We start from the raw sequence: 13,568 nt of genomic DNA, 5'->3' as shown, positions 1-13,568 counted from the left end.
TGGTCATCCTTTTTTACGTTGAAGGAAATGCATAAAGATCGCCACACCCAGGCCCCAGAAGCCATTCAAAAGCAGCCCGCCAACCCAGGTCTGGGCAGAAACGTCGAGGTCTTTGATGGGAAATACGACCAGCATGGCAACCGCAGTAGGGCCGATCGCCCCCACAATGACATGACCCAGCCAGAATTTCACCCCGGCCATACGCCCCAAAAGGGCCCAAAGGACAATACCCCAGAGTCCCCCGAAAAATGCCAGGGATACCACCGCTGGCACACCCAAAGGCGGTACCGGCGTCATGTTGAAGGGCGCCATTGGCACCATGCCACCCAGATAAAACAAAGCAAACAGACCCTGGTGGAAAACCAGGGTTGCGAGAAAGCCGCTTACAAATGCCTTAAACCAAACCATGTAAATTCTCCTGAAAAGGACCGTCGGCACGGCCAATCGTTTGTCACAATGTATCCGGCACACTGCAGGAAACACAATGAAAATCACACACGTCCCGGAGGTCTACCTTGGTGACACTGTTACTGATTCTGAGCCTGTTGCTTGCCATCTTCAGTGCCTTTCTATTCTGGCAAGTCTGCGAGCAGCGTAAAGTCATTTCCCAGATGATGGAAAGTGACGACATCACAGAACCGGATCAAGACCCCGAGCTGATTCTTACGCTACGGGTTGTGGATCCGATTTCCGTTGCCAAGCGGGAATCCCGCTCCGCCCGTGTTCTGGCCGACCACCTGCCTGTCATGGTACGGAAAATGGTGTATCAGGAAGTGATGAAGGAGTTGGAACGGGAACTGGATGAACGTGAAATTGACGTGCAAATGCACATTGAATATCGCTGATTGAGGTAACCCATGTCTACTTTGATTGCCTCTGCTACCCTTTTGACAGCAAGCGCAGCCGGACTGTCCTATACATACTGGCAGCTGCTGGACAGCCGTCGCCGTCTGCGAGTGATCAATTCCCATCGCATTGCGGCACACAGTGCTATCCAGAAAAGCCGGATGGACCTGCTGGAGGTGCGTAACCGTGCGAAGTTGCTGGAAGAAACCGTGACCGGCGGCGCAACTGCCGTGGAAAAGGTCCACAAGGCCATTTCCTCGACCACGTTTGGCCTGATTGATCATTTTTCCCGGGATGACCAGTTCCGTCAGACAGCCCGCAAGGCCCGGGAAACCCACGATCAGACCAGCCAGCAGATCTATCATGGTGTCCGAACCACCAATCGGGCGCTACATATACTGGCGGATACGCTGATCATCGGGCAAGCGGAAAAGCGGATCATTTCAAGGAAGCATAAAAAAAGGCACCCGTAGGTGCCTTTTTTCTAAGAGCTCAGAAAGTTACAGAACCTTCTTCAACTCTTCCTCAAGCTGCGGAACCGCTTCGAACAGGTCCGCGACCAGGCCGTAATCGGCAACCTGGAAGATCGGAGCTTCCTCGTCCTTGTTGATCGCAACGATCACCTTGGAGTCGGACATGCCCGCCAGGTGCTGAATAGCACCGGAAATACCAACAGCGATGTACAGCTGCGGGGCAACGATCTTACCGGTCTGACCGACCTGCATGTCGTTCGGTACGAAGCCGGCGTCAACAGCGGCGCGGGATGCACCGACGGCGGCGCCCAGCAAATCAGCAACCTGCTCCAGCATCTTGAAGTTGTCACCGTTTTGCATGCCACGGCCACCGGAAACCACGATACCGGCGCTACCAAGGTCCGGACGATCGGACTTGGCCAGCTCTTCGTTGACGAAGCTGGACAGGCCGGCGTCTTTCACCACGTCCAGCTGCTCAACGGAGGCGGAACCACCTTCTGCAGCGACCGGATCAAATGCGGTCGGACGTACGGTGATCACCTTGATGGCATCGTTTGCCTTCACAGTGGCAATGGCGTTACCGGCGTAGATCGGACGAACAAACGTGTCTTCTGACTCGACACGCATGATGTCAGAAACCTGAGCCACGTCCAGCAGCGCAGCAACGCGCGGCATGAAGTCCTTACCGGTGGTGCCGGCAGCGGCCAGGATATGGCTGTAGCCCTTACCTACTTCAGCAACCAGCTCACCCAGGTTTTCCGCGAGGAAGTGGCCATACGCTGCGTTGTCAGCGACCAGAACCTTGTTTACGCCTTCGGCCTTGGCTGCGGCTTCAGCTACAGCGCCACAGTTCTCGCCGGCCACCAGTACGTCGATGTCACCGCCAATGGCCTTGGCAGTAGCGACTACGTTGAGGGTCGCCTGCTTCAGGCTGCTGTTGTCGTGTTCAGCAATTACAAGGATGCTCATTTAGATCACCTTCGCTTCGTTCTTCAGTTTATCGACCAGCTCAGCAACGTCAGCTACCTTCACACCCGCCTGACGAGAGGCCGGAGCTTCCACCTTCAGGGTGGACAGACGATTGGCGATGTCGACACCCAGATCGGCCGGGCTCATAGACTCGAGCGGCTTCTTCTTGGCCTTCATGATGTTCGGCAGGGAAGCATAGCGCGGCTCATTCAAACGCAGGTCAGTGGTGACCACAGCCGGCAGGTTCAGCGCTACAGTGACCAGGCCGCCGTCGATTTCACGAGTGACGTTGACCTTCTCGCCCTCAACAACCACTTCAGACGCGAACGTGCCCTGACCCATACCGGTCAGTGCGGCCAGCATCTGGCCTGTCTGGTTGTTGTCGGAGTCGATGGACTGTTTGCCAAGGATGACCAGCTTCGGCTCTTCCTTCTCAACCACAGACTTGAGCAGCTTGGCCGCTTCGAGAGACTGAACCTCTTCGTCTGTTTCGATGTGGATACCACGGTCGGCACCCAGAGCCAGAGCAGTACGGATTTGCTCCTGGGCGGCCTTCGGGCCGATGGATACCACCACGATTTCACTGGCAACGCCCTTCTCTTTCAGACGAACCGCTTCTTCAACAGCGATTTCGCAGAACGGGTTCATTGCCATCTTGACGTTGGCGAGATCAACGCCGGTGTTGTCCGGCTTGACGCGCACCTTTACGTTGTAGTCGATAACTCGTTTTACAGCGACCAGAACCTTCATAGATTCCTCGTTCTTCTACGATGGGTTTAATGACTCGCAATCAGAAACACTCCCGCAATACGACTCCACGTCAGTGGATAACAGAGTGTTTCTCGATTCCTGTCGTTTCGATGTGAGGCCGGGATTATGGGGCTTCAGACCGAACGTTACAAACAGCTGCCTCACGCGGGGCCTGCTGTCACGGCGGACTTATACTGCAGGCAAAGGTGCACGGGGTCAATAGCCCCGTTCGACACGCCAGTCCCGTTTTCACAGCCAATTGACTCTGGATTGACTCAGTAAAGCTGTGAGACGATACTAAAAAATGACTCAGAACACCCGTTTAGTATCTTTGTTAACAATGCCAAAGGTCGGGCTCAATTTCAAACAAACGTTTGTTTGATTTTCGATATGCGATACCCTTGGGGTTGTCAAAAGAGTTATCAAGTCGGGCTATTCGACTTTGGGGAGTCGTCTATACGGACTTTTACCGGTATGATAACGCCCCTGAATTATCCGCCTGCGGGCACATAATATCCATTATAGAAGTAATGAGGAGACCAACGTGGAACGCGAATCGATGGAATTTGATGTTCTTATCGTCGGCGGTGGGCCCGCTGGCCTTTCGGCAGCTTGCCGGGTCATGCAACTGGCGCAGGAAGCTGGCGAAGAACTGACGGTCTGTGTTGTTGAGAAGGGCTCCGAAATCGGCGCTCATATCCTGGCCGGTACTGTATTCGAGCCGACCGCGCTGAACGAGCTCTTTCCGGACTGGAAAGAGAAAGGCGCGCCGCTGAACACCCCGGTCACCCGGGATGACATTTTCCTGCTGAAGAACCAGGAAAAGGCCACCAAGATCCCCAACGCCTTTGTGCCGAAGAACATGCACAACCATGGCAACTACATCATCAGCCTGGGCAACCTGTGTCGCTGGCTGGCTGAGCAGGCCGAAGCTCTGGGCGTGGAAGTCTATCCGGGTTTTGCCGCTTCCGAGACCATTGTTGAAGACGGCCAGGTGAAAGGCATCATCACCGGCGACATGGGCGTTGCCCGTGACGGCAGCGAGAAAGACGGCTACATGCCGGGCATGGAACTGCGTGCCAAGTACACTCTGTTCACTGAAGGCTGCCGTGGTCACCTGGGCAAGCGCCTGATCAATGACTTCAAGCTGGACGAAGGCAAGGACCCCCAGCACTACGGTATCGGCATTAAAGAGCTGTGGGACATTGATCCCGCCAAGCATGAGCCAGGTCTGGTTGTTCACACCACTGGCTGGCCGCTGAACGAAAGCGGTTCCACGGGCGGCTCCTTCCTTTATCACCTGGAAAATGGCCAGGTGTATGTTGGCCTGATCACCGATCTGTCCTATAGCAACCCGCACCTGAGCCCGTTTGAGGAATTCCAGCGCCTGAAGCTGCACCCTGAGATCAAGAAGTACCTGGAAGGCGGCAAGCGCGTTTCGTACGGCGCCCGTGCCATCTCCAAGGGAGGTTTCAATGCGTTGCCGAAGATGAGCTTCCCGGGCGGCCTGCTGCTGGGCTGTGATGCCGGTACCCTGAACAGCTCCAAGATCAAGGGCTCCCACACGGCCATGAAGTCTGGCCTGCTGGGCGCTGAAGCGGTGTTTGAAGCGCTGAAGGAAGGCAAGTCCGGTGAGGAAATTACCAGTTTTGCCGATCGCTTCAAGGACAGCTGGCTCTACAAAGAGCTGTATGACGAGCGTAACTTTGGCCCGGTCATGCACAAGTTCGGCAACGTCGTTGGCGGTGGTATCGCCTTCTTCGAGCAGAACATCCTGCGTCGCAGCCTGCCGATCACCTTCCATGACACGGTTCCGGACTACGCGACACTGAAGCCGGCCTCCGAGGCCAATAAGATCGATTATCCGAAGCCGGATAACACCCTGACCTTCGACCGCCTCTCCTCGGTGTTCATTTCCAACACCAACCATGAGGAAGATCAGCCGGTTCACCTGAAACTGACCGATTCAGAGCTTCCGATCCGCGACAACCTGCCGAAGTACGACGAGCCCGCGCAGCGTTACTGCCCGGCCGGCGTATACGAGGTGGTTGAAGCCGAAGACGGCAGCGGCAAGAAGTTCCAGATCAACGCCCAGAACTGTGTTCACTGCAAGACCTGTGATATCAAGGATCCTGCCCAGAACATCAACTGGGTGACTCCGGAAGGGGGCGGTGGCCCCAACTATCCGAACATGTAAGTTCGGCTTCCGAAATTGAAAACGGCCCTTCGCGGGCCGTTTTTTTTGGGCATAAAAAAACGGCTCACAAGGAGCCGTTTTTCGATAGCGCTTCGGAAAGCTTAGTGCACGTGGCCGTGCTCTTGCTCTTCGTCAGTCGCATCGCGAGTCTCTACCACTTCGACATCGAAGTGCAGAGTCTGACCTGCCAGCGGGTGGTTGGCATCGATGGTGACGGTCTCGTCGCCAACTTCAACTACACGAACAACCTGAGGGCCGCCCGGAGTTTGCGCCTGGAACTGCATGCCCGGCTCGATAGTATCAACGCCTTCAAATGCAGAACGGGGAACCGGCTGGATCAGTTCTTCGTTAACTTCACCGTAGCCTTCACCGGGCTCGACAGTAACTTTTGCCTGGTCACCGGCGTTCTTTTCGTTCAGCGCACTTTCCAGTCCGCCGATAATGTTCTGTGCACCTTCCACATAAGACAGAGGCTCACGACCTTCTACACGGGAAGAGTCTAGCTGCTCGCCCTGGTCATTAGTGAGTGTGTAATGGATGGTGACAACACGAGGTTGGGCCATGTGATCTCCTTGCGTGTCGCAATGACTGTTTAATTGAATTTGGGTAATCGCAAGTATTCATGAACAGCCAGACTGCACAGAGGGACTAACGACCACCGGGCCTCGTTAGAGAGCCAGGCTCGGTAACAAGATCGAAAATACAGTTTAACAAGTGTCGGACTGCGTTTTCTACCGTCAGTTATTTGGGGCAATGTGAGTCTTTTCAACTCCCCTGCCCGATTTCATAAAAATTTCCGTCACTCCAGACGCCCAGAACCAACGAGCCGTCATCCGCCTTACTCTCGCTGACGTGCTCCGCCAGGTCGTAATAAGCGGCAGTGACCAGCCTCGCTTCCAGGCCGTGCCGCACTACAATCACCGGGCGCGGCTCGTCACTGTCAGGGTAGCGCCCGACGATCAGGGGGTGCTCGGGTCCAACCGCCAGCGTTTCACCCACATTGGTGGTCAGGTACAGCATCTGGTCAGCCCCCTGCCCCTTCACTTCCAGCGAATGAGCCAGCAATGGTGCATCTTCGACCTGGACGCGCCACTTCTCAACCGGGGTTACCAGGTAATAGTTGCCATTGTCTTCTCTGCGAAGAATGGTTGAGAACAGTCGAACAATGGCCTCTCTTGCAAGGGGTTCACCTTTGTAAATCCACTGGCCATCGCGCGTGATCCGGATATCAATGTCCCCGGACAGCTCCGGGTGCCACTTATCCAGAGGAGGCAGGCCCTTTCCGGATTCGCCTGACTGTTCAACCTGTTTTGCGATGCTTTCCGGATTATGCGCCATGTTTTAAAGCCCTCTCATCCACTCCGGGCGCAATGCCGCCGCGCCGGGGCTGGTTATTGCCAGGTTAACTTCTTCCAGAAGCCGCTGCTTGTCACGTCCCAGGGTGCCTTTCAACACCAGGTAGTTGGAAGCATGATCACTTCGGAATATGGTTCTGTCCAGCTCAAGATGCTCCAGGAAAAGTCGGATCTCGTGGAACAGACCGTCCTGATCCAGGGGCACGAAATCATCGCCAAAACCCGCCCGGAAACGCTCTTCGCCTTGCGGGAAACTCACGACCAGCGTGGACAGGTAATCCGGCTGGGTGTCATTGCACAGTTTCGCGGTATTGATGGCATGCTGTTCTGACAGAACCTCCCCGCCAAGTCCGTTCAGGACCATGACGGAGCTGGTCAGCCCCGCCTCACGGATCTTCAGGAGCGCAGAACGGGTAGACTCACCGGTTTCTCCCTTGTTCACCCGGCGCAGAATCTCGTCATCTCCGGACTCCATGCCCACATACAAAATCTTCAGGCCCGCCTCTCGCAGTTGAATCAGCTCATCGACGCTCTTTTTCGCGAGATTCCTGGGCAGACAGTAGCTGGATACGCGCTGGAGATCCGGAAACGCAGCTTTCAGATCCGCCAGGATCTCCAGCAAACGGCGGGTGGGTAAGACCATGGCGTCCCCATCTGCCAGGAACACGCGGCGCACTCCACCCAGGCTTCTTGCGGCCTTCTCGATATCTGCCCGAACTTCCTCAGGCTTCCTCGCCCGGAATTTCTTCTGGGGCTGGGTGTACATCTCGCAGAATGTGCATTTATTCCAGGAACAGCCGTTGGTGACCGGCAGGATGAGGGATTTCGCCTCGCTGGGCGGACGGAACACGGGTTCTACGTAATCAATAGGAAAGCTGTACATATAGAAACTGAGCACTCTTTTTGGCTTTGACTGGTCTGCATCAGGGCAGGAACTGGGCCCTGATATCTGCGCACCCTGGCCCCACTACCGGCATTTCCAGAAGGACCGCCTGAGAGGTCATAAACGGAATGCCACGGCGGTGGCCATCCACCAGCAAGGTGGACAGCGCACCAACAAACGGCATATGGGAGACCAGCATCAGCGGCGATGTTGTCACTTCCAGCAATTCATCCAGGCAGCGGCCCGGGTCGTCGTCCGGCGTTATAAAGTCCTTTTCAATCACCTGGCAGTTGAGGATTTCGGACATGATAGCCGCCGTCTGTCTGGCCCGGACCAGAGGGCTGCACCAGATAATTTCCGGACGCCACGGGGATTCGGCAATGTCCGCCGCAACGGAGGCAACCGAGGCACGTCCTGCCTCAGTCAGCTCGCGTTCCTGGTCGATGGTGTGCCACCCGGCTTCACCATGACGCATAACGATCAGATGCACGGGCCACCTCCGGCTGTCATGGGGCTATTGGCTAATAGTCCGGGGCAGAATGAACTCCACATCGGAGTTCTGGACTGACATCATCAAGCTGTTGATGACCGCGCTGATCGAAGCGCCTTCATACAGAATCTCGTACAACCCCCGAACCAGGGGCATGTAGATGCCAATCGCTTCCGATTTTTCCTTCACCAGCTTGAGGGTATAAATACCCTCGGCGACCTGTCCCAGCTCCGCCACCGCGTCGTCCAGCTTCTTGCCTTTACCGACCGCGTAACCGACACGGTAATTCCGGCTCTTCGAGGAGGTGCAGGTCACTACCAGGTCGCCGACACCAGCCAGCCCCATAAAGGTCATCGGGTTGGCACCCAGGCTGACCGCAAACCGACTCATTTCCGCCAGCCCGCGGGTAATCAACATGGACTTGGCATTCTCACCGAGATCGAGGGCTGCTGCGAGGCCGGAAACGATCGCATAGATGTTCTTGAGGGCACCAGCGAGTTCCACGCCATAAACGTCCACGTTGGCGTAGACACGAAAATATTCGCACCCCAGCAGATCCTGCACGGCACGACGCACCTCCGGATCCTTTGCAGCAATAACGGTTGCGGTCAGATCCTTGTTAACGATCTCGCCTGCCAGGTTGGGCCCGCTCAGGACACCGATTCGGCAACGCGGAATCTCTTCCTGGAGAATCTCACTCATTAACTTGAAGCCGACTTCCTCAATACCCTTGGTGAGACTGATGACGATCTGATCGTCTGCAAAATCCTTGCTGTGCTCCCTTATAACAGCCCTGAATGCCTTGCTCGGTATGGCCAGGAAGACAACCTCGGCCTTGCGGACGGCGTCTGGTAGGTCGGTGGTTGGCTGTACATCGCCTTCCAGCTTGATTCCCGGCATGTAACGGCTGTTAATGCCGGTATTGCGAATCTCTTCAACCTGGGTTTTGTCTCGCATCCAGAAATGCACGGTGTGGCCGTTGTCCGCCAACACCTTGCTCATGGCGGTACCAAAGCTGCCACCACCCAATACGGCGACATCACGGCCAGTGGAGGACGCCCCTGTTGTTTGCGGGTCTTTTTGATCAGGCATAGTTCGTCCGTTCTTTTATTGGATCAGATGAGGTCGCGGCCGCCATGCTCACAGGAGACGTGGCCGTGATCAGCCGAGCTCTTCACATTCCAGGGCGCGAACCAGATTCTTGAACTCTTCCCTGTTGCGACTGTTCAGCCCCATCAGGACGCGATGGGCGTCCAGTACCTTGTCGCGAACCTGTTGTTCACTGGCACGCAGTACGGGAATTTCCTCAAGCTCTTCAATCCGGGATGCGGGTTCACGAACAATGATGAAAATCTTGTCGAAACCCATGGAAGTGATGATTCGGGTAATGTCAGGGTTGGTAGAAACCAGTGTTGGCAGGAAATGGCTTCGTTTCTGAGCCGCCATGGCGATCTTTGCCAGCAGTCCCAGAGTGGTGCTATCGATGATCTCGCATTCGGTGAGATCAATCACCACTGTCTTGAACTCGGGATCCTGGGTGATGGACTCAACCAGATTATCCAGCGTCGAACACAGGTTCAGCCGGATTTCCCCAATAAACTTCAGGAGGTAAATACCCTGATTTTCGGCTTGCAGGATCTTGTAACCAGCCATATTTACACTGCCACTAATTCGACGACGTGTTTTCTGAACCGGATATCATATCGGTAACCGAAACGATTGCGATATCGTCCGGCAACTCTGTAATCGCATCAAGATTCAGAGCCTGGTTCAGAGATGCGATAGTGTGACGGCCTCCCGACACGAGTTCAAGTAGTGTCTTCTCCTTTTCATCCAGGCTTTTGGCCGGGATGACCTCAAGAATGCCATCCGAAAACAGAATAAGTCGGAAAGGTTTCTCAAGGGGCACTTCGTATACTTCCCATTCCGGCGATTCGAACAGTCCTACCGGCAACCCACTGCCCTCCAGGAAAGCTGTCTCGCCGCCTTCAAAAGACAGGATCGGCATTGGGAAATGAGCGCCCACCGCATAATTCAATTTACGCTCATTTACCGAGATTATGCCAACAAATACTGTTACGTGTTTGCCGAGCCCGGTATCCAATAACTCCGAATTGATCCTTTCGAGAAACCGTTCCGGATACAGGATGTCATCACTGGAGCCGCGACGGAGGTTACGCTGGAGCCGATTGGTGAGGTTTTTCAGCAATACCGTGACGAACGCTGAGCTGGCGCCATGACCTGAAACGTCGGCAATGTAAACCAGCACCTTGTCTTCGGAGATCCGGAAGTAGTCCAGAAAATCGCCGCTCAGATACAGTGATGGCTTGATCAGGTGCGTAACGCTGAGTTTAGCCAGTTGCTGGTCATTGTCCGGCAGCATGCGCAACTGCACCTTGCGCCCTGCGCGCTGGTCGGCTCGTAATTCAGCAATACCGTTACGAAGGTCCCGGTTCGCTTCTTCCAGTTCCTGACGATACAGTTGGTTCAGCCGATTGATCCTGACCCGGTCAAACAGCTTGCCAATGACATCGTCCAGTGCGCCCTTATCATTAGGCGCGTGCTTCAGGAAAATATCGGCTGCGCCGGCCCGGAGGGCATCCACCACTGCAATCGATGCATCCGTGTTGTAACAAGCCACAATAGGGGTAAACGTTTCCAGGTCTTCAAGCCGGGAGGCCAGCTCATGGATCGCGTCTGGTGGCAGGTCCGCAAAAATAACGTCCGGTATCGATTGCGCAAACATCTTGACCGCTGCGCTGAGGTCCTGGCACCCGTTCACGTAGAAGCCCCGGGCTTCAAGGTGCCGGCCCAGTTCGTTGCGTGCCTTTTTATCGGCATCAATGATCAGTATGCGCTCGGTGCGCGACGTCATGGCTACTGCCCTAAACTACCATTGGTAAAGGATAAATCGGGTACTTAACGCCTATTCTGGCACGACCCTGTGATATAACAAGGCAAGTTTAATGATTTTGGGAGAAATCAGGTAATGAGGCGCGCCGTAAACGATCTGCTCGGAGCTTACGACAAGTTGATCATGGACCCGGTTCATGGCGGTATTCCGCTCTATCGCCATGAAATCCGGGTCATTGATCACCCCTTGTTCCAACGTCTGCGCAATATTTGCCAGAACGACATTCTCAGTCTTGTTTTCCCCGGGGCGACTCATTCACGGTTCCTGCACAGTATCGGTGTCATGCATGTCGGCACCCGCATGTTCCGTTCCATGATCGACGCTTACCTCCGGGAAAAGCAACTTAGCGAAAAAACCGATCTCAGTCTGAGTCAGCTGGATGCCATCGATTACCTGGCAAAGACCATCCGCCTGGGCTGCCTGCTCCACGACAGCGGGCACTCAAGTTTCTCTCACCAGTTCACTCAGGCCCGCAGAATCCGCGACTTGATGTCCCGCACGGACCGCTTCGAAGACCTCTGGGAAGGCGTGGATTACTCTGCCTACCACAGTGGTCAACCGGAGGAGCTGGAACACGAACACTATTCGGTCAGGGTTGCCCATGAAGTATTGGCCGACATAGACATCCAGGCTGCCGGACTGAATGCCAGGGACGTTATCGGCATTATGGAAACCACCGATGTGCAGCCCAGTGAGGCCTTCTGCAACCACGCGCGCACATTCTGGGCGTTTATCGCCGGCGACGAGGCCCACTCAGGTGCCCTCAGTCACGCTGACATTCCCCGCCTGGTGATGGATCTGCTCTCTTCCATTGTGTCCGGAGAGATCGACGCCGACCGGGCCGACTACATGCTCAGGGATGGCTTCCATTCCTCAGTGACGATTGGTGGATTTAATCTGGACCACCTGCTGAGCAACCTGCGGTTCGGCTGGGACGTTTCAGAGCCGTGGCTCGGGCTGGCCATCACCCAGAAGGGGCTCGGTGCGCTGGAGGATTTCGTCTACAGTCGCCATCAGATGTACCGCAAGGTTTACGCACACAAGACGGCTCTCGGATTCGACTGGCTGCTGCGGGAGGCAATCAACGAAGTATTGGAAGACCCGGAGAGCTTTGAGTGGGTCGATACCTGCCTGAGCAACATGCGGTATTTTGCCGAATTGACGGACAACTTTTTCTGGGAAGCATTCCGAAAAGTGGCCCGCAAGCAGCCCGGCAGCTTCTCCCGGTGCATCGTCGACAGGATCAAGCTTAACCACCTCGATACCCGGGAAGACCTGACGGCCCAGGATATCGAGGATCACAGTCATTGGCTGGCGAAAGAACTCAATCTTGATCCTGAACGGGTTGTCACCTGCTCAATGCGTGCCCGATTCTCCAACATTCAGGATAACTTCAACGGCATCAAGGTACTGGTCCGTGCGCCCATAAACCGCAAGCGCTCCTTACGAAAAATCACGGAAGTCAGCGCGTTCTTCAGCAAATTCAGCGACGACACCATTACCCACTTTTATCTGCAGCCGGATGTGACGAAATAAAGGTAACGACACAGCGCAAGCGATCTCCGGTTACCGGGTCATGGTTGTCACCAGTGCGCGGGCACTATCGAAGGCGCCCTCCACTCGCCCACCGGAGAGCCAGTCACCTGCCAGGCCAATGCCCTCCGCAGGAAACCAGAGGCAATCAGGGTGAGTGCCTCCTTCGGATCGTGCGTACAGCCAGCGGTGGGCAACGGTTTCGTCAGGTTTCGCGGTACAACCGGTGACCTCCCGGAAGGCGTCTAGCATAGCGTCAGTCACTTCATCCGCAGGTGTTTCCACCTGTTCCGCAGACCATTGCGATGTCGCATGGAGAACCCACCACTGCCCAGGGGCCTGCCGGCCTGGCTTGCTGGAATTATTGGCGATCCACGACAGTACGCCGCTGTGCGGACGCATTCCTTCGAATTTCATTTCTGCAGCCGTCTCAAAATGAACCGCCAACGCCCAGCATGGCTGAATGGCGGATACAGGCGCATCCAGGGTGGCAGCCAGATCCGCCAGCTGACTATTGGCCAACAGGTCGCGAGCCTGTGCGGGAGGTGCAGTGACTATTACCTGGTCGAATGGCCCATGGCATTGCGAGGATGTATCGGTCAGGAACCATTCGTTGTCTTTCCGGGCCATTGTATCAATGCGCACTTCCGCCTGGAGATCGATATTCGAGGCCAGTGCGCGACTGATCGCCGTCATCCTTGGGATGCCAACGTGCCGGGCCTCTTCGGGGAAGGGTTGCCAACCCCCATCCGGTTGCTGAAAGCCAAGGCGCCCGTTCCATGGGCCAAAACATTCATTTCCGGCATTCTTTTCAAGGAAAGCCCTGAACTCCGGGTTGCGGATCGTGAAGTACTGTGCGCCTATGTCCACAGAGCCGCCAGCGACCCGTTTGGCGGCCAAACGACCACCGGGACCGCGGCTTTTTTCGAACACGGCTACGCTGTAGCTTTGCTGTTTCAGCAATATTGCAGCAGACAAGCCGGCCAAACCTGAACCAACTACCGCTACTCGGCGTATATCAACTTGCTGACCATTTAGATTATTCGTCATCGGTGGTGCATCCAGAAACGGGTGTTTGAACGTATTTCAAAACAAGCATTTGAGCTTACAGATTTTTGAACTATCAACAGTAACAACTAAACACGAAACAAGGGCAGT

15 protein-coding genes are annotated in these 13,568 nt (G+C 55.4%); 4 read left to right on the top strand and 11 right to left on the bottom strand.

Features of this window, described 5'->3' with window-relative positions:
- Positions 1–3: 3 nt before the first annotated feature.
- The gene (locus Q0Y21_RS09475; RefSeq protein ID WP_297794266.1) at positions 4–408 is read right to left on the bottom strand and encodes a hypothetical protein; all 405 of its coding nucleotides are present in this window, start codon (positions 406–408) and stop codon (positions 4–6) included.
- A gap of 110 nt (positions 409–518) precedes the next feature.
- Here Q0Y21_RS09475 and Q0Y21_RS09470 point away from each other — a divergent pair, with 110 nt between their 5' ends.
- Both Q0Y21_RS09470 and Q0Y21_RS09465 read left to right on the top strand, forming a co-directional pair.
- Positions 519–845: a hypothetical protein gene (locus tag Q0Y21_RS09470; protein WP_297795375.1), complete on the top strand. Its 327-nt coding sequence runs from the start codon at positions 519–521 to the stop codon at positions 843–845.
- A 12-nt stretch (positions 846–857) separates the two neighbouring features.
- A complete protein-coding gene (locus tag Q0Y21_RS09465; RefSeq protein WP_297794264.1) occupies positions 858–1,319 on the top strand; it encodes a hypothetical protein in 462 nt (153 codons plus the stop codon).
- 27 nt (positions 1,320–1,346) lie between these two features.
- Here Q0Y21_RS09465 and Q0Y21_RS09460 read toward each other — a convergent pair whose 3' ends face one another.
- Positions 1,347–2,288: an FAD-binding protein gene (locus Q0Y21_RS09460; protein ID WP_297794262.1), complete on the bottom strand. Its 942-nt coding sequence runs from the start codon at positions 2,286–2,288 to the stop codon at positions 1,347–1,349.
- Positions 2,289–3,038 (bottom strand): electron transfer flavoprotein subunit beta/FixA family protein, encoded by a 750-nt coding sequence (locus tag Q0Y21_RS09455; RefSeq protein ID WP_297794259.1) that lies wholly within the window; start codon positions 3,036–3,038, stop codon positions 2,289–2,291.
- Between the two features lie 544 nt (positions 3,039–3,582).
- On the opposite strand from Q0Y21_RS09455, the gene Q0Y21_RS09450 reads away from it, so the two are divergent.
- Positions 3,583–5,235, top strand: coding sequence for an electron transfer flavoprotein-ubiquinone oxidoreductase (locus Q0Y21_RS09450; RefSeq protein ID WP_297794256.1), 1,653 nt, complete (start codon positions 3,583–3,585; stop codon positions 5,233–5,235).
- A 101-nt stretch (positions 5,236–5,336) separates the two neighbouring features.
- On the opposite strand, the gene Q0Y21_RS09445 is transcribed toward Q0Y21_RS09450, so the two are convergent.
- The 7 genes from Q0Y21_RS09445 to Q0Y21_RS09415 all read right to left on the bottom strand — a co-directional run bounded on the left by Q0Y21_RS09445 (position 5,337) and on the right by Q0Y21_RS09415 (position 10,838).
- Positions 5,337–5,798 carry a peptidylprolyl isomerase gene (locus Q0Y21_RS09445; RefSeq protein WP_297794253.1) on the bottom strand — a complete coding sequence of 154 codons (462 nt, stop codon included), beginning with the start codon at positions 5,796–5,798 and terminating at the stop codon, positions 5,337–5,339.
- Between the two features lie 202 nt (positions 5,799–6,000).
- A complete protein-coding gene (locus Q0Y21_RS09440; protein WP_297794251.1) occupies positions 6,001–6,573 on the bottom strand; it encodes a DUF1285 domain-containing protein in 573 nt (190 codons plus the stop codon).
- Between the two features lie 3 nt (positions 6,574–6,576).
- Positions 6,577–7,473 (bottom strand): radical SAM protein, encoded by an 897-nt coding sequence (locus Q0Y21_RS09435; RefSeq protein WP_297794248.1) that lies wholly within the window; start codon positions 7,471–7,473, stop codon positions 6,577–6,579.
- A 40-nt stretch (positions 7,474–7,513) separates the two neighbouring features.
- Complete coding sequence (locus Q0Y21_RS09430) at positions 7,514–7,963, bottom strand: histidine phosphatase family protein (protein ID WP_297794246.1); 450 nt, start codon at positions 7,961–7,963, stop codon at positions 7,514–7,516.
- A gap of 24 nt (positions 7,964–7,987) precedes the next feature.
- Positions 7,988–9,055, bottom strand: coding sequence for an NAD(P)H-dependent glycerol-3-phosphate dehydrogenase (locus tag Q0Y21_RS09425; protein ID WP_297794244.1), 1,068 nt, complete (start codon positions 9,053–9,055; stop codon positions 7,988–7,990).
- A gap of 69 nt (positions 9,056–9,124) precedes the next feature.
- Entirely contained in the window at positions 9,125–9,616 is a 492-nt protein-coding gene (locus tag Q0Y21_RS09420; protein WP_297794242.1) for an STAS domain-containing protein, read from the bottom strand.
- Positions 9,617–9,629: 13 nt separating this feature from the next.
- Positions 9,630–10,838: a fused response regulator/phosphatase gene (locus Q0Y21_RS09415; RefSeq protein ID WP_297794238.1), complete on the bottom strand. Its 1,209-nt coding sequence runs from the start codon at positions 10,836–10,838 to the stop codon at positions 9,630–9,632.
- Positions 10,839–10,952: 114 nt separating this feature from the next.
- Here Q0Y21_RS09415 and Q0Y21_RS09410 point away from each other — a divergent pair, with 114 nt between their 5' ends.
- Complete coding sequence (locus Q0Y21_RS09410) at positions 10,953–12,413, top strand: phosphohydrolase (protein WP_297794236.1); 1,461 nt, start codon at positions 10,953–10,955, stop codon at positions 12,411–12,413.
- A gap of 30 nt (positions 12,414–12,443) precedes the next feature.
- On the opposite strand, the gene Q0Y21_RS09405 is transcribed toward Q0Y21_RS09410, so the two are convergent.
- On the bottom strand, positions 12,444–13,460 hold the full coding sequence (locus Q0Y21_RS09405) for an FAD-dependent oxidoreductase (protein WP_297794234.1): 1,017 nt from the start codon (positions 13,458–13,460) through the stop codon (positions 12,444–12,446).
- Positions 13,461–13,568: the final 108 nt, after the last annotated feature.

It is taken from the genome of uncultured Marinobacter sp. (assembly GCF_947259545.1).
In the GTDB taxonomy this organism is placed as follows: domain Bacteria; phylum Pseudomonadota; class Gammaproteobacteria; order Pseudomonadales; family Oleiphilaceae; genus Marinobacter.
The sequence above is the reverse complement of the archived record's forward strand: the minus strand, read 5'-3'. Positions and strand labels throughout refer to the sequence as shown.

Excerpts from the sequence above, each read along its gene's own strand:
- Q0Y21_RS09455 (WP_297794259.1), bottom strand. The coding sequence starts at position 3,038 with ATGAAGGTTCTGGTCGCTGTAAAACGAGTTATCGACTACAACGTAAAG.
- Q0Y21_RS09415 (WP_297794238.1), bottom strand. The coding sequence starts at position 10,838 with ATGACGTCGCGCACCGAGCGCATACTGATCATTGATGCCGATAAAAAG.
- Q0Y21_RS09445 (WP_297794253.1), bottom strand. The coding sequence starts at position 5,798 with ATGGCCCAACCTCGTGTTGTCACCATCCATTACACACTCACTAATGAC.
- Q0Y21_RS09420 (WP_297794242.1), bottom strand. The coding sequence starts at position 9,616 with ATGGCTGGTTACAAGATCCTGCAAGCCGAAAATCAGGGTATTTACCTC.
- Q0Y21_RS09475 (WP_297794266.1), bottom strand. The coding sequence starts at position 408 with ATGGTTTGGTTTAAGGCATTTGTAAGCGGCTTTCTCGCAACCCTGGTT.
- Q0Y21_RS09435 (WP_297794248.1), bottom strand. The coding sequence starts at position 7,473 with ATGTACAGCTTTCCTATTGATTACGTAGAACCCGTGTTCCGTCCGCCC.
- Q0Y21_RS09460 (WP_297794262.1), bottom strand. The coding sequence starts at position 2,288 with ATGAGCATCCTTGTAATTGCTGAACACGACAACAGCAGCCTGAAGCAG.
- Q0Y21_RS09440 (WP_297794251.1), bottom strand. The coding sequence starts at position 6,573 with ATGGCGCATAATCCGGAAAGCATCGCAAAACAGGTTGAACAGTCAGGC.
- Q0Y21_RS09410 (WP_297794236.1), top strand. The coding sequence starts at position 10,953 with ATGAGGCGCGCCGTAAACGATCTGCTCGGAGCTTACGACAAGTTGATC.
- Q0Y21_RS09465 (WP_297794264.1), top strand. The coding sequence starts at position 858 with ATGTCTACTTTGATTGCCTCTGCTACCCTTTTGACAGCAAGCGCAGCC.
- Q0Y21_RS09405 (WP_297794234.1), bottom strand. The coding sequence starts at position 13,460 with ATGACGAATAATCTAAATGGTCAGCAAGTTGATATACGCCGAGTAGCG.
- Q0Y21_RS09425 (WP_297794244.1), bottom strand. The coding sequence starts at position 9,055 with ATGCCTGATCAAAAAGACCCGCAAACAACAGGGGCGTCCTCCACTGGC.